Origin of the sequence: uncultured Campylobacter sp. (assembly GCF_937996225.1) — a bacterium.
Lineage (GTDB): Bacteria > Campylobacterota > Campylobacteria > Campylobacterales > Campylobacteraceae > Campylobacter_B.
Genome location: NZ_CALKTC010000034.1, coordinates 1 through 24,244, shown reverse-complemented (window position 1 = coordinate 24,244; position 24,244 = coordinate 1). Strand labels below are relative to the sequence as shown.

At 45.8% G+C, this 24,244-nt stretch carries 22 protein-coding genes and 2 pseudogenes; 20 read left to right on the top strand and 4 right to left on the bottom strand.

What is annotated here, in order from left to right:
• Positions 1-46: 46 nt before the first annotated feature.
• The 11 genes from pyrH to Q0174_RS04525 all read left to right on the top strand — a co-directional run bounded on the left by pyrH (position 47) and on the right by Q0174_RS04525 (position 10,611).
• The gene (gene pyrH, locus Q0174_RS04575; protein ID WP_005872284.1) at positions 47-766 is read left to right on the top strand and encodes a UMP kinase; all 720 of its coding nucleotides are present in this window, start codon (positions 47-49) and stop codon (positions 764-766) included.
• Positions 767-789: 23 nt separating this feature from the next.
• The gene (locus Q0174_RS04570) at positions 790-1,008 is read left to right on the top strand and encodes a DNA-directed RNA polymerase subunit omega (RefSeq protein ID WP_005872285.1); all 219 of its coding nucleotides are present in this window, start codon (positions 790-792) and stop codon (positions 1,006-1,008) included.
• Positions 986-3,178, top strand: coding sequence for a RelA/SpoT family protein (locus Q0174_RS04565; RefSeq protein ID WP_298041904.1), 2,193 nt, complete (start codon positions 986-988; stop codon positions 3,176-3,178). Before Q0174_RS04570 ends, Q0174_RS04565 begins: the two co-directional genes overlap by 23 nt.
• A gap of 13 nt (positions 3,179-3,191) precedes the next feature.
• On the top strand, positions 3,192-4,397 hold the full coding sequence (tyrS, locus tag Q0174_RS04560) for a tyrosine--tRNA ligase (RefSeq protein ID WP_177389336.1): 1,206 nt from the start codon (positions 3,192-3,194) through the stop codon (positions 4,395-4,397).
• A complete protein-coding gene (locus Q0174_RS04555) occupies positions 4,397-5,485 on the top strand; it encodes a nitronate monooxygenase (protein ID WP_298041903.1) in 1,089 nt (362 codons plus the stop codon). Before tyrS ends, Q0174_RS04555 begins: the two co-directional genes overlap by 1 nt.
• Entirely contained in the window at positions 5,469-7,307 is a 1,839-nt protein-coding gene (locus Q0174_RS04550; RefSeq protein ID WP_298041902.1) for an N-acetylmuramoyl-L-alanine amidase, read from the top strand. The genes Q0174_RS04555 and Q0174_RS04550 overlap by 17 nt, the downstream gene beginning before the upstream one ends.
• Before the next feature lie 77 nt (positions 7,308-7,384).
• Complete coding sequence (locus tag Q0174_RS04545) at positions 7,385-7,597, top strand: hypothetical protein (RefSeq protein WP_298041901.1); 213 nt, start codon at positions 7,385-7,387, stop codon at positions 7,595-7,597.
• Between the two features lie 414 nt (positions 7,598-8,011).
• Positions 8,012-8,809, top strand: a complete 798-nt coding sequence (locus Q0174_RS04540; RefSeq protein ID WP_298041900.1) for a hypothetical protein — start codon at positions 8,012-8,014, stop codon at positions 8,807-8,809.
• Positions 8,810-8,942: 133 nt separating this feature from the next.
• A complete protein-coding gene (locus Q0174_RS04535; protein ID WP_298041899.1) occupies positions 8,943-9,542 on the top strand; it encodes a hypothetical protein in 600 nt (199 codons plus the stop codon).
• Positions 9,539-10,288: a hypothetical protein gene (locus tag Q0174_RS04530; protein WP_298041897.1), complete on the top strand. Its 750-nt coding sequence runs from the start codon at positions 9,539-9,541 to the stop codon at positions 10,286-10,288. The genes Q0174_RS04535 and Q0174_RS04530 overlap by 4 nt, the downstream gene beginning before the upstream one ends.
• Positions 10,285-10,611 (top strand): hypothetical protein, encoded by a 327-nt coding sequence (locus Q0174_RS04525; RefSeq protein WP_298041894.1) that lies wholly within the window; start codon positions 10,285-10,287, stop codon positions 10,609-10,611. The genes Q0174_RS04530 and Q0174_RS04525 overlap by 4 nt, the downstream gene beginning before the upstream one ends.
• Before the next feature lie 102 nt (positions 10,612-10,713).
• Here the strand turns inward: Q0174_RS04525 and Q0174_RS04520 are convergent, their stop codons facing one another.
• Positions 10,714-11,820 (bottom strand): FtsW/RodA/SpoVE family cell cycle protein, encoded by a 1,107-nt coding sequence (locus Q0174_RS04520; RefSeq protein WP_298041892.1) that lies wholly within the window; start codon positions 11,818-11,820, stop codon positions 10,714-10,716.
• Positions 11,821-11,851: 31 nt separating this feature from the next.
• Between Q0174_RS04520 and Q0174_RS10980 the strand changes: the two are divergent.
• The 9 genes and pseudogenes from Q0174_RS10980 to Q0174_RS04475 form a co-directional block, all read left to right on the top strand.
• A pseudogene (locus Q0174_RS10980) lies at positions 11,852-12,505 on the top strand (RluA family pseudouridine synthase); the annotation flags it as partial.
• Between the two features lie 594 nt (positions 12,506-13,099).
• Positions 13,100-13,426: pseudogene (locus Q0174_RS10975) on the top strand (RluA family pseudouridine synthase); the annotation flags it as partial.
• Complete coding sequence (locus tag Q0174_RS04505; protein ID WP_297903939.1) at positions 13,356-14,021, top strand: fibronectin type III domain-containing protein; 666 nt, start codon at positions 13,356-13,358, stop codon at positions 14,019-14,021. The pseudogene Q0174_RS10975 and the gene Q0174_RS04505, both read left to right, overlap by 71 nt.
• 3 nt (positions 14,022-14,024) lie before the next feature.
• Positions 14,025-15,704: a tRNA (guanosine(46)-N7)-methyltransferase TrmB gene (trmB, locus tag Q0174_RS04500; protein WP_298041891.1), complete on the top strand. Its 1,680-nt coding sequence runs from the start codon at positions 14,025-14,027 to the stop codon at positions 15,702-15,704.
• Entirely contained in the window at positions 15,692-16,381 is a 690-nt protein-coding gene (locus tag Q0174_RS04495; protein WP_295152369.1) for an ATP-binding cassette domain-containing protein, read from the top strand. Before trmB ends, Q0174_RS04495 begins: the two co-directional genes overlap by 13 nt.
• The gene (locus Q0174_RS04490; RefSeq protein ID WP_297903943.1) at positions 16,368-17,183 is read left to right on the top strand and encodes a hypothetical protein; all 816 of its coding nucleotides are present in this window, start codon (positions 16,368-16,370) and stop codon (positions 17,181-17,183) included. The genes Q0174_RS04495 and Q0174_RS04490 overlap by 14 nt, the downstream gene beginning before the upstream one ends.
• Entirely contained in the window at positions 17,180-18,562 is a 1,383-nt protein-coding gene (locus Q0174_RS04485; RefSeq protein ID WP_298041889.1) for a peptidoglycan DD-metalloendopeptidase family protein, read from the top strand. The genes Q0174_RS04490 and Q0174_RS04485 overlap by 4 nt, the downstream gene beginning before the upstream one ends.
• A gap of 430 nt (positions 18,563-18,992) precedes the next feature.
• On the top strand, positions 18,993-19,790 hold the full coding sequence (locus tag Q0174_RS04480) for a threonine/serine exporter family protein (protein WP_298041927.1): 798 nt from the start codon (positions 18,993-18,995) through the stop codon (positions 19,788-19,790).
• A gap of 1 nt (position 19,791) precedes the next feature.
• On the top strand, positions 19,792-20,283 hold the full coding sequence (locus tag Q0174_RS04475; protein ID WP_298041925.1) for a threonine/serine exporter family protein: 492 nt from the start codon (positions 19,792-19,794) through the stop codon (positions 20,281-20,283).
• 55 nt (positions 20,284-20,338) lie between these two features.
• On the opposite strand, the gene Q0174_RS04470 is transcribed toward Q0174_RS04475, so the two are convergent.
• The 3 genes from Q0174_RS04470 to Q0174_RS04460 form a co-directional block, all read right to left on the bottom strand.
• A complete protein-coding gene (locus tag Q0174_RS04470) occupies positions 20,339-21,289 on the bottom strand; it encodes a hypothetical protein (RefSeq protein ID WP_298041883.1) in 951 nt (316 codons plus the stop codon).
• A 203-nt stretch (positions 21,290-21,492) separates the two neighbouring features.
• Positions 21,493-22,500, bottom strand: coding sequence for a hypothetical protein (locus Q0174_RS04465; RefSeq protein WP_298041881.1), 1,008 nt, complete (start codon positions 22,498-22,500; stop codon positions 21,493-21,495).
• A gap of 183 nt (positions 22,501-22,683) precedes the next feature.
• Complete coding sequence (locus Q0174_RS04460; RefSeq protein ID WP_298041879.1) at positions 22,684-23,844, bottom strand: PepSY-associated TM helix domain-containing protein; 1,161 nt, start codon at positions 23,842-23,844, stop codon at positions 22,684-22,686.
• Between the last annotated feature and the right edge of the window lie 400 nt (positions 23,845-24,244).

The following is a 24,244-nucleotide window of genomic DNA, read 5'->3' as shown; positions in this document are numbered from 1 at the left end:
AACGACTTTTGGGTAATATTTTAAAATTTTATTAGGAGCTAAATTTATGGCTAAATACAATCGCATACTCGTAAAATTTTCGGGTGAAGCGCTAGCGGGAGAGAACGGCTTTGGGATCGACAGCGAAATTTTAAAATTTATCGCTAAAGAGATCAAGCAGCTCGTAGAGGGCGGCATCGAAGTGGGCATCGTAATCGGCGGCGGCAACATCATCAGAGGCGTAAGCGCCGCGGCTAGCGGTATCATCAAGCGCACCAGCGGCGATCATATGGGCATGCTAGCCACCGTCATCAACGCAATCGCGATGAGAGAAGCGCTAGAATACGCAGGCATGGATGTACGCGTGCAAAGCGCGATAAAGATGGAAGCGATCTGCGAGACCTTCATCATCGGCCGCGCAAAAAGGCACCTCGAAAAAGGGCGCGTCGTGATATTTGCCGCAGGCACCGGAAATCCGTTCTTCACGACCGATACCGCAGGTACGCTCCGCGCGATCGAGATCGGAGCCGACGCTATCATAAAAGCCACTAAAGTGATGGGAATCTACGACAAGGATCCGCAAAAATTTAAAGACGCCAAATTGCTTTCCAAAGTCACTTACGACCAAGCCCTGCACGATAACATCAGGGTGATGGACGATACAGCTATCGCGCTTGCTAAGGATAATGCGCTTCCGATCATCGTATGCAATATGTTTAAAAGCGGAAATTTATACAAAATCGTCGATGGCGGAGATCTAAGCTCCTGCTCGATCGTAAAAAACTGAAATTTTAAATTTAAGGAGAATTGATGAGAACCGAACAAATTGTAGCCAAGGCTTTAAAAGTAACGGGCGGAGACCGATATAAGCTATCTTTGATGATAAGCAAACGCGCCGAGCAGCTAGCTGCAGGCGAACCACCGTTAATAGATAACGTAGATACTCGCAGGATGAAATTTGCCGATATAGCAATCTTGGAACTAGCCGAAGGTAAGATCGCATTAGATGGAATCGTTGACAAGGATTAATGATAACTTTTTAGAAAGTCTCATCGACGATGTCGTCGATACCAAAGACATTCAAAGCGCCAAGCAGCTGCTTTATAATCTAAAAGAGCCCACTCCGTTACTGGTGGATGCTATAAATTTATGCATCGCGCAGCATGACGGGCAGTTTCGCAAAAGTGGCGAGCCGTATGCGATCCATCCGATTTTGGTAGCTTGCTTCGTATCTTTTATGGGCGGAGACGACGCAATGGTGATATCTGCGCTACTACACGACGTAGTAGAGGATACAGATTACAGCATCGAGCAGGTTAGACAAAGATTCGGCGACGAAGTAGCCAAAATCGTAGAGGGGCTTACTAAAATCGTAAACATCAGAGAGGATAAATTAGCCCCATCCAGCGATAGTAACGCCAAGCTACGCACTACCGCGCTTACCTTCCGTAGGATGCTGATGATCTCCATTAACGATCAGCGCGTCCTAGTCGTAAAGCTCTGCGATAGGCTGCACAATATGCTAACCCTAGACGCACTTCGCCCCGATAAACAAAAACGCATCGGCGAGGAGACGCTTTTAGTTTATGCGCCGATCGCGCACAGGCTTGGAATTTCATCGATCAAAAACGTGCTTGAAGATCTTAGCTTCAAATACGTCATGCCTAAAGAGTACTCGGCGATCGCCGATTACGTCGAGGAGCATAAGCAGCAGCTTCAGATGAGCTTGAGCAAATTTAGCGAAAAGATCAAGGAGTATATGCTTTCAAACGGCTTTAGCGAGGGCAGCTTTGAGATCCAAAAGCGGATGAAGCACTACTACTCGATCTTTTTAAAAATGCAGCGCAAAGGAATTTCGATCGAGGAGGTGCTCGATCTTTTAGCTATACGCATCATTGTGCAAAAGCCGATGGATTGCTACTTGGCTCTTGGCATCATCCATACTAAATTTAATCCGCTCATATCGCGCTTTAAGGATTATATCGCGCTTCCTAAGCAAAACGGATATCAGACGATCCACACAACAGTCTTTAACGAAAGTATGATCGTAGAGGTGCAGATCCGTACCTTCGATATGCACAACACCGCGGAATTCGGCGTCGCCGCTCACTGGAAATATAAATATAGCGGCTCAATCAATCCGAAGCTTGATTGGCTAAACGACATCGGCATGCAGGAAGAGGACGACGCCAACGCCGAGGATCTTTACGAATATGCTAAAGACAGCCTCTACGTCGAGGATATCGCCGTGTATTCGCCCAAGGGCGGAATTTTTACATTGCCGCGCGGCGCTACGGCGCTTGATTACGCCTACGAGATACACTCTCAAGTGGGCTTAAAAGCAACCGAGGCCTTTATAAACCGCGTCAAGGTGCCGCTATTAACGGAGCTAAAAAACGGAGATATCGTTCATATCATTACCGGAAGCGAGCCACACTACCGCTGCAGCTGGCTAAGCTCGGTCAAAACGGGCAAGGCGCGCGCGACGATAAAGGCGTTTTGCAAGCAAAAGATCAGAGATATAAATTTCGAAGTAGCGATTAAAATTCTATGCGCGATCTTTACGACGAGCAAGGAGAGCATTCTAAGCTGGCTTGAAAAAGAAAATTTAAACAAAAAGATCGGCAAAGCTGCCTACGACTCGGTATTTTTAAAAGACGTCGTAAATGCGCTGAAAAAATACCCGCTCAAAGAGAAATTTTTCAATATGAAATTTCGCAGCAAGTATGAGATCGAGAAGCAGAAATTTGACAACATTGTGGTGTATTCAAATTTTAAAATCGACGAGGTTGAGTTTGATTACTGCTGCAACCCAAAGCGTGGCGACGACATCATCGGCTTTCGCAACGGACACGGCGTGACGGTGCATCATAAACTGTGCGAACGCGCAAGCGAGCTAATCAAAACCGATGAGATGATCTTCGTAAAATGGACGCGTAATGCGCCGCACCGCTACAAGATCATATTAAATTTAGAAAACAAGCGCGGCTCGCTAGCGACGTTTTTGAACTATTTAGTCAAGCTTGAGGTCGATCTGGTGTCGATAAGCCTCAATGAAAATAGCGAAACAACGTCGGATTATTTTGAGATCATCATCGAGCTAAACGAAAATTTAGACTCCACGGAGATTAAAGATAAACTCAAAAACCGCTTTAAAATCGTGGATTTCGTATCGCTTACGGACGTATATAAAAACTAATAAGGGAGAGCAAATGGCTGACATTCAAGGCATTATGGAAAATTTCAAGCGCGGCGTCGCGGAGATCATCGGCGAAGAGCAAATAGAGGCACTGATTAGGCGCTACTACGACAGCGGCGAGGTCTTTTACGTCAAAATCGGCATGGACCCCACTGCTGCGGATCTACACCTAGGACACGCCGTCGTGCTAAATAAACTTGCATTTTTGCAAAACCACGGCGCGATCGTGCAGTTTCTAATCGGCGATTTTACCGCTCAAATCGGCGATCCTACGGGCAAGAGCGAGACTCGCAAAAAGCTAGCGCGCGAAGTCGTGCTTCAAAACGCCAAAACTTACGAGCAGCAGGTTTTTAAAATTCTAAATCCCGCCAAAACTAAGGTAATGTTTAATTCCGAATGGACCAACCGCCTGGGTGCTAGCGGTATGATCGAGCTATCAAGCACTTTTAATGTTGCCAGGATGCTCGAGCGCGACGACTTTGAGAAGCGCTACAAGGCCGAGCAGCCGATCAGCATCAGCGAGTTTATGTATCCGCTACTGCAGGGATACGACAGCGTTTGCATGAAATGCGATATAGAATTTGGCGGTACCGATCAGAAATTTAATCTTTTAATGGGTCGCCAGCTGCAAAGAATTTATGATGTCGGCAAGGAACAAAGCGTCGTGATGATGCCGCTTTTGGTAGGTACCGACGGCACGAATAAGATGAGCAAGAGCTTAGGCAACTACATCGGCGTAACCGATACGCCGCATGATATGTACGGCAAGGTGATGAGTATCAGCGATGCGTTAATGTGGGATTGGTATAATCTACTAAGCCAAAAAAGCAGCGAAGATATCGAGCTCATAAAAGGCTTTGTGGCGGATGGCTCGATCCATCCTAAGGCGGTTAAAGAGGAGCTTGCCTCCGAGATTGTAACGCAATTTTATGACGAAAATACCGCCTTTGAAGCTAAGCAGGAATTTGACCGCGTCCACGGTGCTGGCGAGCTCCCTAGCGAGATCAAGGAATATCACGTAAGCTCGCCTGCATGGATCGTAAAAGCGCTAATTAGCTGCAAGCTTGCCGTCTCTAGCTCGGATGCGCGCAGGCTGATAAAATCAAACGCCGTCAGTATCGATCAAAATAAAATTTTAGATGAGCAGCTTCAGCTTAGCTCGGGCGAATATACACTCCAAGTAGGGAAGAAAAAATTCGCCAAATTAAAGGTGGATTAATGAGTATAAAAATAGGCAAACACGAGATTGCGCACCCGATAATTCAAGGCGGGATGGGACTTGGCATCAGTTGGGACAATCTCGCCGGCAATGTCAGCCTAAACGGCTGTCTAGGCGTCATTAGCTCGGTCGGCACCGGCTACTACGAAAATCTTAAATTTGCCAAAAAATCGCTCGATGGCAGACCATATCAAAGCGAGAATTTTTATAGCAAAGAGGCGCTTTTTGCGATAGTGCGAAACGCCCGTAAAATTTGCGGCAATGCGCCTTTGGGGATGAACGTAATGTGCGCAGCGAACGACTACGAGCGCATCGTAAGGGATTCGTGCGAGGCAGGTATCGACGTTATCATTAGCGGCGCGGGACTTCCTACCAATCTGCCGGAATTTACGGCAGATTTTCCGAACGTCGCGCTCGTACCCATCGTCTCTTCCGCCAAGGCTCTTAAGATCATCGCCAAGCGCTGGAAACAGCGCTATGATCGCATCCCGGACGCCGTAGTGCTGGAGGGTCCTCTTAGCGGCGGACATCAGGGCTTTACCTACGAGCAGTGCGGCGATCCGGGGTTTGCGCTGGATAATCTAATCCCGCAAGTAAAAGCAGAAATCTCGCAATGGGGCAGCTTCCCGCTATTCGTCGCAGGCGGAATTTGGGATAAAACCGACATCGATCGCGTAAAAGCCCTAGGTGCGGATGGCGTGCAGATGGGAACGCGCTTCATCGGCACCTTTGAATGCGACGCTGCAGAGGAATTTAAACAGGTGCTTCTTAACGCCAAAAAAGAGGACATCGAGCTTCTAAAATCGCCCGTAGGCTATCCTGCGCGCGGAATTCATACAAATTTACAAGATATGATCGCCGCAGGTACGGCGCCTAAGATCCGCTGTATCAGCAACTGCGTAAGCCCTTGCGAGCGCGGCAAAGGCGCTAATGCCGTAGGATACTGTATCGCAGACCGCTTAAGCGACGCATATCTTGGCAAAACGCAAAGCGGTCTGTTTTTTACCGGCGCAAACGGATGGCGATTAAACGAAATAATATCCGTGAAGGAATTGATAGAAAAACTTGTAAATGGCGAAGATAGTTAAAATTTTTCTAATCGCGGCTTTTAGCTGCGTATTGGCGTTTGGAGCTTCCAGCGAAGCATTTTTTGCGAAATTCGACAAGGATTTCATCGTAGCGACGCCGAATTACAAGCGCTCGCTGCACAAAGAGCTAAAATCGCTCTACGAAGGCGCGTCGCAGAAGGAAGTCCGAATAAAAGCGCTAAAAAGGCTGGTTTATAGCTCGAAAAATTTAGGGCTCGACTCCTCGCCCTATGAATCTGCGCTAGCCAAATTACAAGGCAAAGCAAGCGATAGCAGCACGAATTCTAAAAAGCTCAAAGATGAAAACGCAAAAAATTCCAAAAGCTCGGACGAGAAAAACGCTTCAAATTTAGCGCATAGCCCCAAAGCCTCCGCCTCTAAAAATTCTAAGAATTCAAAAAATTCCACTTCCAAAAATCTCAAAAAGGCGCACGCGCCAGAAGAAGCCGATCTAAGCTCGCTATCTAGTGAGGATTTGGAGTTTTTACGCTCGACTAGGCCCCGCGGCGCAGACGACGCAAAAAATTCAATAGACGATGCACATAGTAGCGACTCAAGCGAAAATTCCGCAGGAGCCGACGACTCCTTACAAGCGCAGAATTCCGCAGGTAGCGCTGCGACCGAGCGATTAGATTCTGAGCTTCGCAAAAGCAGCGTAAAAAAATCCGCCCTCGATGCCAAACTCGCTCTAGAATCGCTGCGTGGCGATGGGGATGAGATCGTGCTTGAGTTTAACCGCGATCTAAAGCGTGGCGATTATAAAGATTTTACGATCGCAAGTAGCGATAATTTTCGCTTCGTGATTGATTTTAACGCGCGGCAAAAGTCACAAAAAACGCGGCTTAAAGATAGCTTCGTTAGCGATATACGCGTCTCGCAATACAACGATAAGACCGTGCGCATCGTACTTAGCGACCCGAAAGAATTCAACGCAAACGTTGAAATTAGCGGCAATATGATGATTTTAAGTACAGCTGAAGGCTTAAAAGCCGCAAAATCCGCGCGCGCAGAAAAAAACAAAGATCAAAAATCAGGGCGCAAGCGCGGACGCGAGCAAGATAGCGAGCTGCAAATCAGCACGATAGATGAATCAGGGGGTGCCAAATCGGTCTCCGTGGCCGCCGGTAAAATTTACAAATCCACTAAGGGCAAACTCATCGTAATCGATCCGGGTCACGGCGGCAGCGATTCTGGCGCGGTCGGAAACGGGCTAAAGGAAAAAAATGTCGTGCTAGCCACATCCAAAAAGCTCGGTGCGCTGCTTACCAAGCGCGGCTACAAGGTGCTTTATACGCGCAGCACCGACGTTTTTATAAATCTACGATCGCGTACCGCTTTCGCCGCTAAAAGAAATGCTGATATGTTTATTTCGATCCACGCAAATGCCGCTCCTAACGCTAGCTCAGCACTTAAAATGAGCGGTGTGGAGACCTTTTTCTTAAGCCCGGCTAGAAGCGAACGCAGTAAAAACGCTGCCGCGCTCGAAAACAGGGGCGATTTGGAGGATATGAACACCTTCTCGAAGCAGACCTTCCTAAATTTCTTAAACCGCGAGAAGATAATCTCTTCAAACAAGCTTGCCATCGATATTCAAAGCTATATGCTAAGCTCGGTCAAAAAGAGCTTTTCAAGCAGAGACGGCGGCGTGCGCGAGGCGCCATTTTGGGTGCTGGTGGGCGCTACGATGCCCGCAGTGCTCGTGGAGATGGGCTACATCACGCACCCGCAGGAGGGTAAAAATTTAGGCAAAAGCGCCTATCAGGATCGCATCGCCCAAGGTATCGCAAACGGCGTGGACGCGTACTTTCAGAAAAACAAGTGATGAAATTTTACGCGCTACGCATTTTGCGAGCTAGATGAAATTTTATTTCGGCGCGAGATTTGCTCCGCGGATATAGTTTGGCGAGCGGCACAGATCTTGCGGATAAACAGAGCGCGAAGGCGGTAAATTTAAAATTTAAAGCCCACCGCGCTAAATTTAAAGCAAAATGCGCGGCGCTTGGGTGCAAAATTCGCTCGCATGCAAAATATTTACTACGGGCGGTAAATTTTGCGGAGCGTCTTGCGGCGCCACGAGCTAAGGACGTATACGGCTTAGGCGCGGAATTTTAACGCGGCTCGGCGTAAAATTTTAAAGCACGGACTTGGCGCTACTTGCTCAGCAGAGTGCGACTGGCGGTAAAATTTACCGACAAAATCACATTTAAGCCGCAAGAAAATAACGATTTGGTCACGCTAATGCGAGCCGTCTTTCAAACCGCGTCCGCGCAATTAAAATTGCGCTTTAAGCCATTAGCATGCGTATCGCTCTAGTCGCACAACGACGCGGTAGCGCTCTGAAATTTAGCGCCATGTTCACAGAGCGGCAATATTTGCGCTCTATGCGCATAAAAGGCGCAGCTGAATCGTAAATTCACAAATTTAAGTTTAGTAGCCTAGATTTAAATTTGTGAATTTAAAAAATTCGGTATCAACGATACTGATAGGATTTAAATTTGACAAAAAATAAATTTTAAGGATTAAATTTTGAGAATAAAAAATAACGGTATAAAAATGAAATTTCTAAAAATTGTAATAGGCTTATTATTTGCATTTGTATTATTGGTAGCTGTAAATATCGTAACAAAGGCATTTGAAATAAATAAAACTTTACAAAAAGATTACATTGAATTATCGGCAAATCCAAAAATAACACAAGAATTTATGACTACTATGAAGTATAAAATTTGGATTTCGACACTACACAAATATGTAAATTATGATAATTTTTTAATGCGACCGCTTTTTTCAAAAATGGATTATCACTTTAAAGAAACAAAAGCAAATTTAGAGCAAAATAGTATTGATGATATTATTTTATGGTGTTTGTTGTATGGTGAAATTTACGGACTTGCATATAATGATGATAACTCGATGAATTTTAAAAATTTAGATTATGAAAAGTTAGAAATTTTGACAAATGAAATTTATTTGATGATACAAAGATTGCCATACGGAGATTTAAAAATATTTCAAATTCAAGATAATTTGTTAATGACAATGCTAAATTTAACAGATTTTTATTTTAATGCAATGTTTGAAAAATATGAGCGAAATTGCACTAATAAAACTGATTGTTGCGGAGCAAAATTGTATTATTTGGATAAAAATAATCTTTCTGTAAATGAAAAATTATATAGTTATTTACAAGATGGATACAATAAATATATTGATAAATCAGCTTTAAAAGATACAGTTAAAATCAAATTTAGCCAAAAATTATCAGATATAGAAAATTTCTCAAATATTGTTATTAAAAATTGTGAAAGCGTTAATTCTAAATAACTCAATGAAAGGATAAAAAATGAGTGTAGAGCAAAAATTGTTTAACGAGATAGATAAAATCTGTAAAGCAACAGATTTATTGTAAACTTTGCCACTTGGTGAAAAAGTAAAATTGCTAGAATTTAGGACACATTTGTGTGACATAAATGGTGCCACAAAAGATGCTTTGGATATTGTGCTAAAAGCAGAAGATAATGACGATAAAATACGAACTTATTTTATAGAAATCAATGGTGCTTTGGCAAAAACAGTAACACAAAGTTCAACTGAAACATACGGAAACGCTGTTGCTTTTGGCATAACTAGTGCAATATTAGCCGATAATTGGGATAATCCTTTTGCTTGGTTTATGGCTCTTGTTACAGCTGGTGCATATCACTTGCTTGGTAAAGTTACAGCAATTCCGCTTGGAGATAAAGCAGAAAAAGAAGCAAAAATAGTGGCGACAAATTTGTATGATAGTTATATAAGTTTAGTTAAAAATAATAAAGATAGTAATTTGACTATTCAAACTGATAAATCTAAATTAGACACTTTTACAAAAGAAAATTTTGAAAATATTTTAACCAAACTTCCGTCAGATGCAAATTTAACAATAGCTCATAATGGTGGAGATTACACGATTGATGTAAATACTTCCAAAAAAGAAATCGATATTAATTCTAGTGTAAATTTGAATGAAAAAAATAAAGAAAGTGAAAATTTAAAGATAAACTTAAAAGGTCCAAAATGAAAAAAATCGTATTTTTGATCCTGCTTTTCGCCGCTGTCGCGCTCGCGCTTTACATCACTTCGCGCATAAATCCGAGCCTTTTTGCCGAGATCAAAGTCCTAGGCGCGCTGCTAAACGCCACGATATTCGGCGTCGCGCTCATCGCCTTAGCGATCGGCGAAAAGGAGCTCGTGCGCTTTCCGTTTCTTACCGCCTCGCTGCTGGCGCTATTTTCGGGGCTGGTAGAGGGCGTGCTGCTCTTTGAAAACCGCTACTACATCGCGATCACGGCGGTAGCGTTCGTCGCCTTCGTCTTTTATCTACAGATCAGGCACAAAAGATTTTCAAACAAAATTTATGAAAATTCTGCGGACGAGAGCTCTAAAAATTTAGACGGCAACGAGAGCGAAAATTTAAAAGACGCGGGTTTTGGCGGCGCAAAAGAGGCGCAGGAGCCGCAAAGCAAAAGCGCTGCGGCGGATGAAATTTTAAGCTTTAAAGGCGGCGATGAAATTTCAAATTCTCAAAGCGAGGATGAAATTTTAAACTCCAGTGGCGATCTTGGTAAAAATTTCGCAAGCGGCGCAGATGAAAATTCTACGCATCGCGCGGGTGAAAATTCCCACAGAAATTTTAAAATTTCAAACGACGGCGCGGGCGAAGGCGGCGAGAGCAAAAATTCCGAGCAAAATTTCAATCAGAGCGGCGAGAATTCCAAGCTAGGCTCGAACGAAAATTCCGCGCCCGACGCAAGGTGCGATAGATGATCAGATCCGCGCTCATCGCGCTTGCGGTGATATTTTTACTGCTTTTAAATTTAGCCAATCTTTTCGGCATGGTAGGCATAAGCGGGCCGGTGCCCGCGATGATCTGGTTTGCGATCAGCTTCTGCGGGGTTTTTTACCTATACAAATTTTGCGGCGCAAAGCCAGTTGCGGCACGGATCAGGATCTTTGCCGTAGCCTTCGTGGGCGGATTTTTCACGAGCGTTTTGTACTACGGATTTTTTAATTCGCAAACTTTGGAATTTGCCTTTACATACGCCTTTTTCGCGGTGGTTTTTACGCTCGGCATCGGCGTGATTTTGTAGCGAGCTTTAAATTTAGCCCGCTGCTTCAAATTTCACCGCCGAGGCTCAAAATAAACTCGCGCGATTTTGTAGAATTTCAAAATTTATCCGCGCGGGCTAAATTTACATCCTGATCTTATAGGTCTTATAGTTATCTTTCATCCTAAACGTCAGCAAATTTTGTAAAATTCCAAAAAGGATCATAAAGGTGATGAAGCTGCTGCCGCCGTAGCTGAAAAACGGCAGCGGCACGCCCACGACGGGCGCGAAACCTACCACCATCGAGATATTAACGCCTGTATAAATGAAAATGAGCGAGGCAAGCGCGCTCGTAAAGACCCGTATCAGATAATCGCTTTTGAAATCGTAGTTCAGGCTCAGCAGATGCAGTATCAGCAGCGCATACAGCGCGATCAGCGCGGCAGCCCCCACGAAGCCGAAGCGCTCGATCGTATAAGCGAAGATAAAATCGCTCGTCGCAATCGGCAAGAATTTAAAGTGCGTCTGCGTAGCTTCGTCTCTATCCTTGCCGTAGATGCCGCCGTTTCCTATGGCAATGATCGCTTGCTTGACCTGATAATTGGGCTCCTCGCTGATAAAATCGGCGATGCGCTTTTTTTGATAATCGTGCATGTTTTCGTACAAAATCGGCGAGCTGGCCACAAAAACGATGATCAGCGTAAGCCAAATTTTTTTATCCACGCCGATGATGAAAAGAATAGCAAATCCGGTCAAAAAAAGTATCGCGGCGGTGCCCAGATCGGGCTCTTTAGCGATCAGAACAAAAGGCAGAAGTATGTAAAAGCTAAGGCGCAAAAAATCCTTCAGCCCATAGCCGTTTTTAGGCGGCGGATTTTTGTGTATCAGATACATCAGCATCAGGATAAACGCGGGCTTCATCACCTCGCTGGGTTGCAGCGTAAAATGCACGAAAGGAATCTCCAGCCAGCGTCTCGCTCCTAGCTTGCTAACGCCGAAAAAATCGACGCTGAGCAGCAATATGATGTTGGTCCAATAAAATATCGGGATCAGATATAAAAATTTGCGTATCGGAAAGAGAAAAAACAGCATAAAAACGGCAAATCCTACGCCGAAATAAACGACCTGCTTAGAGGACAGCACGTCGTTTGCCTCGCTTATTAAAACGTATGAAAAAACCACTATCGGCACGATCAAAAAAGGTTGAATGAAATCAAAATATGCTAAAATCTTTTTGTCAATTTTAAACAACGCTTAATCCTATTAAAATTTTGACGTAAGAATAGCCAAAAAAGGTATAAATTTGGATAATCTAATAGCACAATGCAGCGAAAGGCTCGACGTTTTTTTAAGCTCGCAGCTTGGAATTTCGCGCAATCAAATATCAAATTTAATCAAATCCGAAGCGGTAAGAGTGGACGGCGTCGTGCGGAGCAGGCCCGGCTACAAGCTAGCTGCGGGCGAGCTCGTGCACATTGACTATCCCGCTCCTGTGCCGCAGCAAATGAGCGAGGAGAAGCTAAACTTCGACGTTGAAATTTTATACGAGGACGAGGATCTGCTCGTGGTAAATAAGCCCGCGGGCCTTACCGTCCATCCCGCCGCAAGCGTCAAAGAGCCCACGCTCGTGGACTGGCTCAAATCTCGTGGCTATCTGCTTTCCACGCTCGGCGGCGAGCTTCGCGCGGGCATCGTGCACCGCCTGGATAAGCTCACCAGCGGCGCCCTGCTCGTCGCCAAAAATAACGCCGCGCACGCCGCGCTTTCGGCGCAGCTAGGCGATAAGAGCATGGGGCGGATATACCTCGCACTCATCGACCTGCCGCTGAAAGAGCCCTGCGTGATCGAGCGCCCGATCTCTCGCAACCCTGCAAACCGTCTAAAAATGGGGATCGTACCCGGCGGACGCAGCGCAAAGAGCGCGTTTTATGAAATTTTAAGCGGAGCGGAACTAAGCGAGCTTCAAAACTCCGCCGAGAGGTGCGATAAAATTTTAAGTACGAGCGCGAGCGATAGTACAGCTGCGGGCAAGAGCGCGGGGGCGGATAAAATTTCAGCCGCGAACGCAGGTGTAAGCGCGACTTTAGCTGCAAACAAAATTTCAACAGGTGCCGCGGGCAAAATTTCAGCTATGTATGGGGGCGGAGATAAAATTTTAAACGCTAATAGGGACGCAGATATGAGTAAAATTTTAGCCACCGACGGGAGCGTGCGCGGGAACGAAATTTTAAATGCAGACCCAACTGCGGGCGCAGATAAAATTTCGACTACCGACGTGAGCGCGAGCAAGAACGCGGGTATGGATAAAATTTTAAACAAATACGCGGACAACGCAGATAAAATTCCAAGCAGCTGCACGGGCAACGCAGGTAAAATTCCAAACAATCTCGTAGATAGCGAGGATAAAATTTTAACCGCCGATATGAACGCGGATCAAACCCGTACCGCCCGTCTCGCCGAGAATAAAGTTTTAAATTTTAAAAATCCCGCTCAAAACCAAATTCTGCCACCGATAAACCCAAAGAGCTTTAATCTCGTCGCGGCAAAGCTCTTCACGGGTCGCACGCATCAGATCCGCGTGCATTTAAGCTCGATAAATCGGCACATTTTGGGCGATCATTTATACGGATTTAAGAGCGAAAACGCTAAAATTAGCAGGATTTTGCTCCATGCCTATTTGCTCTATTTCATCCATCCGCGAAGCGGCAAAGAGGTGAAAATATGCGCGGGCTTGCCGAGCGAATTTCTAAATTTTACGACAAATCAAAAGGTAAAGGATGAAATTTATGAAAAAATTTTACCGACTAACGTTGAGCGCTACTTTAGCGATACTAGCGGGTGGCTGCGCTATGTCTAGCGCGCCTAGCGCAAGCGACGAAAGCCTGCCGCGCGTAGAGGGCATTAGGACGATCACGAGCGACAATGAGATTGGGCTTGAGTGGCCTAGATACGACAGCAATACCGCCGTACTGGGCTTTGTCGTTTACCGAGCGCCTGCAAGCGGCGGCGAAGCCAAAAAGATCGCCACCATCGCAGATCCATACTCCACTCACTACGTAGATACGAGGCTGCAGCCGGGCACTTCGTATAAATACACCGTGCGCACATACGGCGCCAAGGGCGTTTCAGCTCCTTCTCCGGTCGCTATCGCAAGCACTGCGAAGATGCTAGAGTCCGTGCCGTTTGCACAGGCGATCTACGGGCTTCCGGGCCGCGTAAAGATCATCTGGCGCCCGCATCCGGATCTTCGCGTAAGCTCCTATCTCATCGAGCGCCGCCCTAAAGGAGGCGAGTCATGGAGCACGATTAAAGAGGTTCGCGGCAGACTTAGTGCTGAATATATCGACAATATCGATTATGGCGAAGGATATGAATACCGCATCACCGTCAAAACCGAAAACGGAGAGCTGTCAAAGCCTAGTGCAGTCATTGCCGCAGCGCAGGCAGAATAAAGTTTGCCGAATTTCATAACCCAAAGCGTGAGCCTGCCGCCGCTGCCGGCTAGATTCGGCGAAGTCGAATTTTTAGAGACGGCGCGCGGCAGAAATTTAACGCTCGTGCGAACCAAAAGCTTTGATAGCGAGTTTTTTATCACCCTGAAGCCTAGCGGCGACAAGGTGATAGTAAAGGGCGAAAAGATCACCAAGCCCGCTAAGATCGGCCATCTGCAACGAGCGCTCGAAATTTTTAAAGAGCGCTTCTGCGGGCGGATCATCTCGCAGGCATTTGCTTATAAAGACAGCTCGCTTACCGAAAAAACGCCGCTGATTTTGGACGAGAATGAAATTTTATCCCTCGTAAAAAGCTCTAAATTTAATAAAATTTTCATCGAGATCGGCTTCGGCTCGGGCAGACACCTGCTTCATCAAGCGCGCTCAAATCAAGACGCGCTGCTAATCGGCATTGAAATTTACAAGCCCGCGATCGAACAGGTCGCAAAGCTAGCGATCCGCGAGGATCTGCAAAACATTGCGTTGATTGCCACCGACGCGCGGGTTTTGCTGAGCCTGCTTCCCGCGGGCTGCTTGCAGCGCGTATTTTTGCACTTCCCCGTGCCGTGGGACGACGCGCCGCACCGCCGCGTCATAAGCGACGAGTTCGCCTCGCAGATCGCACGCACGCTCGGGAGCGGCGGCCGCTTCGAGCTTCGCACCGACAGCGAGGAGTACTTCCTCTACGCGATGCAAAAGCTCTCGCCCTACGTGCAGCGCAAAGCGGGCGAAATTTCGCATTTTAAAAACCGCAACGCCGCCGTAGCGAGCAAATACGAGGATAGATGGCGCAAGATGGACAAAGACATCTACGATCTGATCTACGAGAACAAAACCGCGGGCGTGGACGAACCGCAGCAGTTTGAGATGGAATTTTTAAAATTTGACGCGGCGGCAATTGCGCGAAATTTTAAAAATTTCACCTTCAAAGGCGAGGATTTTTTCGTGCATTTTGAGGAAATTTTTTACTTTGACGCGCAAAAAAGCTTGGATGCGGGCGGGGCTTACGCGGAGCGCGGCGTAAATTTAAGCGGCGCGGACGAAGCTATAAACGACGAGGCTATAAATTTAGACGCGACATGCGGCGGAAATTTAACCGAGCGCGGGAGCATGGATGAAATTTCGACAGACTGCGGCAAAATTTCAGCTACGACAGCAGGCGATAAAATTTCAGCTTGCGCGAACGCTACGCAAATTCTAAAAAAAACAAGCGCCGTGCCTTGCAAAAATGAGCCGCAAGCCGAACTAAAAAACGAGCTAAACCGCGCTGCTGAGTCGCAAGCAGAATTACAAAATAAGTCAAATTCTATCAAGTCGCAAATCGGTCACCGAAGCGAGCTAAGCCATGACGAGCTACAAGCCGAACACCAAGGCAAATTAAATCGCGCCGAGCGGCAAGATAAAAGGCAAAGTGAACCAAGCTACACCGAGCAGCAAAACGAATGGCAAAGCATGCCGTGCACCGCCGAGCCGCAGGATGTACTAATCCTGCTTTCGCTCGGGACATTCGACTTTCCGCAGCAGTGTTTCATCCGCGCAAATGCAAGCGGCACGCGCTACTTCATCCGCCGCCCGCTTCCTACGCGCGAAAACCACGCGGCACATCAAAAAATTTCGGAGATATTTTCACAATGGCAGAGATAACGGACGATTACAACATCATCACCGCAGCGGGCCTCACTCTGGGCTACGAAAAGGCGGGCGCGGTCATCCAAGACGCGAGTTTCGGCATCGGCGCGAAAGACTTCGTCATCATCACGGGCAAGAGCGGCAGCGGCAAATCCACGCTGCTTAAGTCCTTCTACGGCGGCATCGACATCATCGGCGGCGAGCTGAACGTCTGCCTGTGCGACCTAAAAGGCATCACAAACTCCGATCTGCGCACCCTGCGCCAGCGCATCGGCATTATCTTTCAAAACTACCGCCTGATCAACGAATGGACGATCGAGCGCAACATAATGCTTCCGTTAATGATAATGGGCTACAATCAGCAGGTCTGCCAAGACCAAGCCAAAAAGCTACTGCGCCACGTCGAGCTCGGGCACAAGATGGGTAAGTATCCGCTCGAGCTTAGCGGCGGCGAGCAGCAGCGCGTGGCTTTGGCGCGCGCGATGGCGCATAATCCGCGCCTGCTGCTGTGCGACGAGCCAACGGGAAATTTGGACGACTACTCCAGCGCCATTATTTGGAATTTGCTGCGCTCGGCGTGCGAGTCGTGGAACGCCTGCGTCGTCATCGTAACGCACAAAATGCCCGCTACGCTGCGTTTTAGGCACCGACATTTTGAGATTAAGGACGCTAAAGTAAATGAAATCGATTAAAACCCATTTCGGCGTGATCTTTTCGCTCGTCGCGCTGCTTTTTTCCGTGCAGTTTGGAATTTTTATGAGCAATCTGACCAAAAGCTACGAGCGCTCGATCCAAAACGAATACAACATCGTGCTAGTCTCCAAAACTCCGCTCAGCTTGCAAGACGCGCAAAAAGCGGTGCCGAAGATCAGCTCGATTAGCGAAATTTCCACAGCAGGCATCACCGAGCGGCTGAAGGGTAAAATTTCACAAAACGCCTTTGCCGAGCTTAGTAAAAATTTGCCTAAATTTTATAGCGTTAAGCTCGAAAGCTTCCCCGACGCCGCACAGCTTGCAAAGATCGAGCAGGATCTAAAATCGATCGGCTCGCTTACGCGAGTTGAAATTTTTAAAAAGACCCACGATGAAATTTTTAAAATTTTACTGCTTATCAAAAGCCTCGTTTACGGCTTTGCGTTTCTCATCGTGCTTTTAGGCGTGATGTTAATTCACCGCCAGATGCGTATCTGGGTTTACGAACACAAAGAGCGCATCGAGATCATGGAGCTTTTCGGCGCATCGTTTCTAATAAAAAGCGGCAAGCTCTACCGAATGGCGATAATAGACTCCTTCATCGCCACGCTGATCGTGACCTGCTTCTACATAGCGCTTCCTTCTTGGGAGGTGTTTTCGACCACGCTTAAGGGTATCGGCGATCTGCGCACCGCCATAGTGCTACCTTACGACGCGCTGATTCTTTTGGGTGTCGCCTTGGCACTATCTATCATCGCGGTAAGTTTTGTGATGCTGCAAATCGGAAATAAACGAGCATGAAAAGGGCTTTTTTAGCGCCGCTTCTTGCGCTGGGGCTTGCCGCGGCTCTTACTTATGCCGCGCCCGCAAAGCAGCAGAGCACGAAAGATAAGATCGCCAAAGCGGGTCAAGAACTCAAAAGCTCGCAAAAGGAGGGTATGCAGCTATCGCAAAAGATCGACGAAATCGCAGGCCAAATCGTAAAGGAGCAGGAGGGCTTTAAAAAGCGCGAAGGCGAGATCAAGCAGCTAAGCGAAACGATCGAAGGGCTAAAGGATCAATACGCCGCCGAAGCGCAGGAGCTTGAGAAGCTCAATAGCCAAAACGTCACGCTTCTTAGCGTGCAAAACGATCTGGAGAGCAAGATCATAAGCGTGATCTCGCAAGAGCTATCATTTGATCTCATCACCGACGTAAATTCCACAACCACGCCCGATTCTATCGTGGCTAGCGAAATTTTAGAGGGGCTCGGCGTCGTTATGAACGACGAGCTGAAAGGGTTAGTCAAAGACTACGAAAATAATCAAAATTTTATCAACGAGCAAAACAAAAAGATCAAATCGATCCAGGCAAGCATGGCGGGCTACGATAAGAAAAAAACCGATCTCAACGCCAAGCAAACCACCCAAAAAGAGAAGCTCGCGCAGATGAAAAAGGACAAAGAGGACTATATCGCGCGCCTGGAGAAGATAAACGACGAGCAAGACGCCATATCTAAGACCCTGCAGGAGCTTAAGATCATCGACGACGCCGAGGAAAAAGCCAAAGCGCAAAAGGAGGAAGCGGCACGCCAAGCAAAGCTAGAGGCGCAGAAGCAAAAGGAGCGCCAGGCGCGCGAAAAAGAGTATGCCAAAGCAAAAGCGGCTGCCAAAAAGGCGGGCAAACCCGAGCCTGCGCCACCACAGGAGCCCGAGCCCGAAGTGAGCGAGCCGGCGGATGAGCGCGTAAGCAAGATCAACCAAAAGGTCAAGCAGTACGGCTCGAGCTATCAGTCATCGCGCGTTAAAAAATACAGCGGAGCCAAGACCGCAGCGCCTCTGAACGGCGCGTATTTGAAGCGAAAATTCGGCAACTACAACGATCCCGTGTATAACATCAAGCTTTTCAACGAAAATATCGTGCTGGGCTCAAACAGCGGCGACACGCAGGTTAAAGCGGTGCTGCCGGGCAAAGTGGTCTTTGCCAAAGAAACTGCCGTGCTCGATAAGGTCGTGATCCTAGAGCACAGCGGCGGCATCCACACGATCTACGCGCATCTAAATCAGATCCCGCCTACCGTGCGCGTCGGCTCCAACGTCAAAAAGGGCTACATCATCGGGCGCATCGGCTCGGATCTGACCTTTGAGGTGACGCAGCAAAACTACCACATCAACCCGCTCGATCTCATCAGCCTGAGGTGAAGCCGTGAGCGGGGGAAATTCTAAATTTAGCGGATCTTGCAAGGACGCAGAAAGTTTAAATTTAAGCGGGCAGAATTCGGACTGCGATTTAAATTTAGACGAGCAGAATTCTTTAAAAGGGCAAAATTGCGCCGCTTCAAATTTGGGCGATGAAGGCTCTGTGGAAGCGTTAAATTTAAACGGGCAAAATTCCGCCTCGGCGCTAAATTTAGATAACTCGAATTCCGAAACGACGCCAAATTTAAACAATCAAAATTTTACCGCCGCAACGAGCGCCGAAGAGGTATCGAAGACAGCGGCGGGCGCTGTAAAAACAGAAGCCGTGACAGCCTCGGAGACAGCGCAAAACGATATTGAGGCGGCAGAGGCAGGCGTGGAAACAACACGAAACACTACCGCAACGGCAAAAATAACGACAGCAGGAGCAGCGATAGCAAAAGAAGCAGAAGCGGCGAGACCGCAAATCCAAGAGCTCACCAATTTTCTTAGCGAATACACCGCCAAGATGCTTAGTATCGGCACTTACACCGCGCGTATAGAGCACTGCGTGCGCAGGATAGCGGACGCTTACGACTATGAGGCTAGCCTGATGATCTTTGTGCGCCACTTCATCATCAGCGTGATGGATCCTGCGGACAACTCTATCCGCCGCACCTACGTCAAAACGGGCGCTGCAGCGCAGATCAGCTTCGATCTGATCTCGGAGCTAAGCGCGCTTAGCTGGGAAATTTACGACGAAAAAATCCCCCTTGCGCGCGCCAGAGCCTCATTTGCCGAAATTTTAGCCTCGCAGAAGAAAAGCTTTGCCAAAACTCTTGTTTTGCTAAGCGTCGCAAACGCCGCATTCTGCGAGCTGTTTGGCGGTGACGGTGGCGCGATGACGCTCGTTTTTGCGGCTACGGCTTTTGGAATTTGCGCCCGCTATCTGCTTAGCAAGCTCAAAATCAACCTAAAAATCCAATACATCGCAGTTTCGTTCGCAGTCTCCTTCATCGTCTCGCTAGGCGCTCGCTACGGGCTTAGCGCCACGCCCGACGTCGCCGTGGGATCGAGCATACTCTTTTTGATCCCGGGCGTCTGGCTGATAAACTCCGTCTTTGACATCCTAAACGAAAATATGCTCGTAGGCATCAGCAGAGGGCTAAACACGGGGCTTTTGATCATCTGCATCGCAATCGGGCTCTTTCTGACGCTTAGCATCTCAAATTTGGGGCTTGTAAATGTTTGATATAGTGTTTTTGGTATTTAAGGATGCTTGCTTTGCCGCTGCGGCGGGGCTGGGGTTTGCGTATGCGTGCATGCCGCCAAAAAAGACGCTCATTTTCTCGGCGCTGCTTGCGGCGGTTGCGCATTCATGCAGGTTTTTGCTGATACAGAGCCAAATTTTTTCGATCGCCGCCGCGACGCTTTTTGCGTCGTTTCTGATCGGCGTTTTGGGGATGCTCTGTGCCAAGCGCCTCAAGGTGCCCGCAGAGATCATCGCCTTTCCTGCGCTGCTTCCGATGATACCTGGCATCTACGCCTACAAGGCGGTTTTGGCGCTGTTTTCTTATATCAGAGCCGTGGGCGCAGAGCATAAACTCGCCCACCTCATCTCGTTTTTCGACAACGCCCTCGCCACGATCTCGATCTCGCTGGCGCTAGGCACGGGCGTTTCAATAACGCTGCTAATTTTCTACGAGCAGTCCTTGATGATCACTCGCGGCGCAAGAGGCAAATAACGCTAAGCAAGAAATTTTAAAGCAGGCGCGGCGGGTAAATTTTATAGATTCTATTTTATTGCTCTTGTTTTATCTCTTTGGTTTTTTCATCGTAATAATATCCTTGCTCCACACCCAGCAAATTATCTTTTATATCGTATTTATATGTATAATTTTCATCAAAAATACCTAGATAAAAAGCATACCGACTATATTTTCTACCTTCTAACTCAAAAAATGCTTTATACGGTTTTATATCTTTCTTTTTAAAGTTATATAAATTACAAAAGTTATCGTATTTTTTATCTATTAGGCTTACATACATATCAAAAAATAGCATGTCGGTTGGAATAGAAAAAATTTTATCATTAGGATATTTGTGGTCGTATATTTTAGGATTAATTTCATTTAAAAATATTTTTTCCGTAAATAACATATCAAATACATGTTTATCATTTTCTAATCCGCTAAAATATAATTTGTACTTTAAATTTCCATCCGATAAGATTAAACTATTATTATTTTCCCAGGGGTAAACAACTTCGCCTTTGAGCATGGACATATTTACAAAATCTTTGAAATTTGCTACGGCTTGTTTACCGTTGCAAGCCCTGTCTCCCAAACCCATAAAATATTCTAAATTTATATTGTCATCTACAATGAAAAATTCGCAAGCTTTATCTGGACGATTATTTCCACCGCATCTTTCCGCCAACCCGCTATAAAAATTATAAAATTCATCGTCCACTTTACCGTATTGCTTCTTTATTTTTCTTTCCATATCACGGAATTTCTCCGCTGAAATATTTATAGATTTATAGGTCTTTTTAAGCATGCACTTTAGCGCCCTATCTTTAAGCTGTATATCTGTAAGATTGCCATCTAGATCGCATACCCATTCATATGGATCGGTTTCAATTTTTTCGGCTGAATTTGGGTATTTATACTCTGCAACAATCGAAAGTATCACGCACAAAGCGCATATTATTATGATGCAGACCAAGCACAGATAATATCTCGTTTTCAAATTTCGCTCCTAAAATTTTCCGCAATATACCTCACATAGACTTAATCCGCGATAATTTTAGAATGTCTCAAATATCATTAAATCAGGCTTTTGCTTGATCTACTCTAGCAAATTTCATCTCAATGCTTTGTAGGTATTCGGCTCTCTTGCGCCGCTCGTCGCACCTCTTTGCCGTGAGGGTAAAATTTAGTTATATCTGCCATTTATCGCCCATTATTCGATATTTGTTTTATTGTTTTCTCTTTTTCATCGTAGTAATATCCCATATAGCTCAAAAGCATATTTCTGTAGCTCAAGATATATTTAAAGCTCTTATCTATCAATATGATATAAAAATCATATGTTGCATAATTATCTCTATATTTGAAAGCTATTTTATTGAATGGGCGGCTAGTGTCTATATCGCTATTTTCATAAATTTTATAAGTCATGCAAAATTCTTCCAAATTATTTTTAAAATTTCCATTTTCTTCACCATTAAGTGGTTTATATAAATTAAGAAATAATAAATTTATAGGGATTATGAGCGATGCTTCGATATTATTAATATCTATATTTGGATCTTGTAGATCTATCTTATACTTATAAACTCCATAATTTATTATTGCTTTATTCATGTCGCTTTCGCTAGCAAAATATAGATTGTATCTTAAATCCCCGTTTTCCAAAACCAAACTTTCCTTGTCTTCCCAAGGATATACGACTTCGGTATTAAAAATTTCTTTATCTATATGGGTTTCGGCATCTTGTATAGCTTTGCCGTTTCTGCAAATTTTTGAGCCCAAATCCATAAGATAATCTAAATTTAATCTTTTATCTATCTTGTAAAATTCGCATTTATCATCGGGGCGTTTGTCCCCATGACATTTATTATAGATGCGTGTTAAATAATCTTTTAATTCTATATCTTTAATATCTTCTTTGATGTGAATATTTTTATATTCTGTTCTGATATCATCTATTTTTTTAGCGATTTTTTCTTTAGAAAAGTTTTCGCTCTCATGCATCTTTTTAAGCATACACTTTAACGCCTTATCCTTAAGCTGTATATCGGTAAGATTTCTATCCAGATCGCATACCCACTCATACGGATCGGTTTCAATTTTTTCGGCTAAATTTGGGTATTTATACTCCGCGATAATCGAAAGTATCGCGCACAAAGCGCATATTATTATGATGCAGACCAAGCACAGATAATATCTCGTTTTCAAATTTCGCTCCTAAAATTTTCCGCAATATACCTCACATAGACTTAATCCGCGATAATTTTAGTATGCCTCAATATCGTTAAATCAGGGCTTTTCTTGATCCGCTTCGGTAAATTTCATCTCAATGATTCGTAGATATTTGGCTCTCTTGCGCCGCTCGTCGCACCTCTATCGCCAAAGTAAAATTTAGCCGAGCTTTTCTGACTTAAACGCCCTTTTTGCTGTCATATAAAAGCCGCTAAAGATAAAAAGCGCCATACAAAGCGAAACGAGCGACCATAAAATTTTACCCGCGAGCCCAAAAAAATAGCCCGTATGCAGCTGATAGTTCGCGTCTTTAAACTCGCCCACGGTGATACCCTCCGTCTGCTTCTGCTGTGCGACTTTGCCCTCCTTTAGCTTCACGCTCGCGCCTTTTGGACGGGCGGTAGCGGGCGCATCGGGCTCATAATACCTGACGCCGATCTTATCTCCGGCTGCGAGCATTAGGGTAAATTCTTTATACTCTATGCCGCTTGATCTGAATATCTCATAAGCCCTCTGCGCATCGCTAAATTTATACGTAGCGGGCTTTTTGCTCTCCTCTTTAGCAGGTGCGGCGGCGTGATCTTTAGAAGTGGCGGCTTTAGGTGCGCTAGCTTGCGGCAAATTTTGCGAACTTACAAAAAGCTTCATCACCGCATCGTTATACCAGCTATACGACCAATTAAGCCCGGTTAGGCAGATAAGTAGGTAAATCACTACACTCAGCGAGCCTAGACTCGTGTGCAGATTGTAAAAAAGAGCGTATTTTTTGAGTTTAAAATTTGGCTTTATCGCCTCGCTAAATTTACGCTTTAGCCTTGGGAAATACAGCCAAACGCCGCTTATTACGAGCAGTATCATCGCTGTGGCGCTCGCACCTACGACCTGTTTGCCGACCTCGGCTGCGGTTTTATTGCCGCTTAGCGCTAGGCCTAAATTTCGATGCAACGCCATCACCGTTAGCACAAAGCCCGTGCCGCGATCCTTGCCGATGATCTGCGCGGTGTACGGATCGACCAGATACGCATCATTTCCGTTTGCGTAAACGACGAAGGCTTCATCATCGCTTTTGGGTACGACGAGCCTTACGGGCTGCTTAGCGCCCGTTTGCTCGCTAAAGCTTTGCAGGATTTTCTCTACGCTTTGCATTTCGCCCGTTTTTTCGACCTTTTTAGAGCCCGCGTTTATTAGCGCCTCAAACTCGTGCTGATACGATAAAATCGCGCCCGTAACGCCAATGATAAGCAGCGGTATAGAAAAAACAATCGATAAAATAAGATGGACGTTAAACAAAATTTTATTGCGCTTCAAAAGCGAGCTCATTGTAGATCCTTGCGAGATAAATTTAATCTTTATTTGATTGAGGTTCGCAATTATATTGTGCGATTTTAAATATTTAGATAATTATCATTAAGATTTAGACTAAGAAATTTTAAGGCGCTTTATAGCATCACAAGAGCGCCCAGGTATCTCGCGCAATTTCATAAACCGCGCGCTTTAGGTTCTCAAAGCCAAAAATTTAATCCGCCTTTCGCTCGGCAAGATCACGCCGGTGAGGTAAAATTTTCTAAGCGCACCTGATCTGCGTAAGACTAGTCCGTATTTATTTTAAATGAAACATTGGTTTTGACTTAAGAAGTCCGAAATTACAATATCGAAATAGTAGTTTTTGACCCATTTTTTGATATAATCGGCATCTAAATTTTAACGAAAAGCGGCCACC

Bases quoted from the DNA above. Each gene is read 5' to 3' on its own strand.
- pyrH (WP_005872284.1), top strand. From the start codon at position 47: ATGGCTAAATACAATCGCATACTCGTAAAATTTTCGGGTGAAGCGCTA.
- Q0174_RS04570 (WP_005872285.1), top strand. From the start codon at position 790: ATGAGAACCGAACAAATTGTAGCCAAGGCTTTAAAAGTAACGGGCGGA.
- Q0174_RS04565 (WP_298041904.1), top strand. From the start codon at position 986: ATGGAATCGTTGACAAGGATTAATGATAACTTTTTAGAAAGTCTCATC.
- tyrS (WP_177389336.1), top strand. From the start codon at position 3,192: ATGGCTGACATTCAAGGCATTATGGAAAATTTCAAGCGCGGCGTCGCG.
- Q0174_RS04555 (WP_298041903.1), top strand. From the start codon at position 4,397: ATGAGTATAAAAATAGGCAAACACGAGATTGCGCACCCGATAATTCAA.
- Q0174_RS04550 (WP_298041902.1), top strand. From the start codon at position 5,469: ATGGCGAAGATAGTTAAAATTTTTCTAATCGCGGCTTTTAGCTGCGTA.
- Q0174_RS04530 (WP_298041897.1), top strand. From the start codon at position 9,539: ATGAAAAAAATCGTATTTTTGATCCTGCTTTTCGCCGCTGTCGCGCTC.
- Q0174_RS04525 (WP_298041894.1), top strand. From the start codon at position 10,285: ATGATCAGATCCGCGCTCATCGCGCTTGCGGTGATATTTTTACTGCTT.
- Q0174_RS04505 (WP_297903939.1), top strand. From the start codon at position 13,356: ATGAAAAAATTTTACCGACTAACGTTGAGCGCTACTTTAGCGATACTA.
- Q0174_RS04495 (WP_295152369.1), top strand. From the start codon at position 15,692: ATGGCAGAGATAACGGACGATTACAACATCATCACCGCAGCGGGCCTC.
- Q0174_RS04490 (WP_297903943.1), top strand. From the start codon at position 16,368: ATGAAATCGATTAAAACCCATTTCGGCGTGATCTTTTCGCTCGTCGCG.
- Q0174_RS04485 (WP_298041889.1), top strand. From the start codon at position 17,180: ATGAAAAGGGCTTTTTTAGCGCCGCTTCTTGCGCTGGGGCTTGCCGCG.
- Q0174_RS04460 (WP_298041879.1), bottom strand. From the start codon at position 23,844: ATGAGCTCGCTTTTGAAGCGCAATAAAATTTTGTTTAACGTCCATCTT.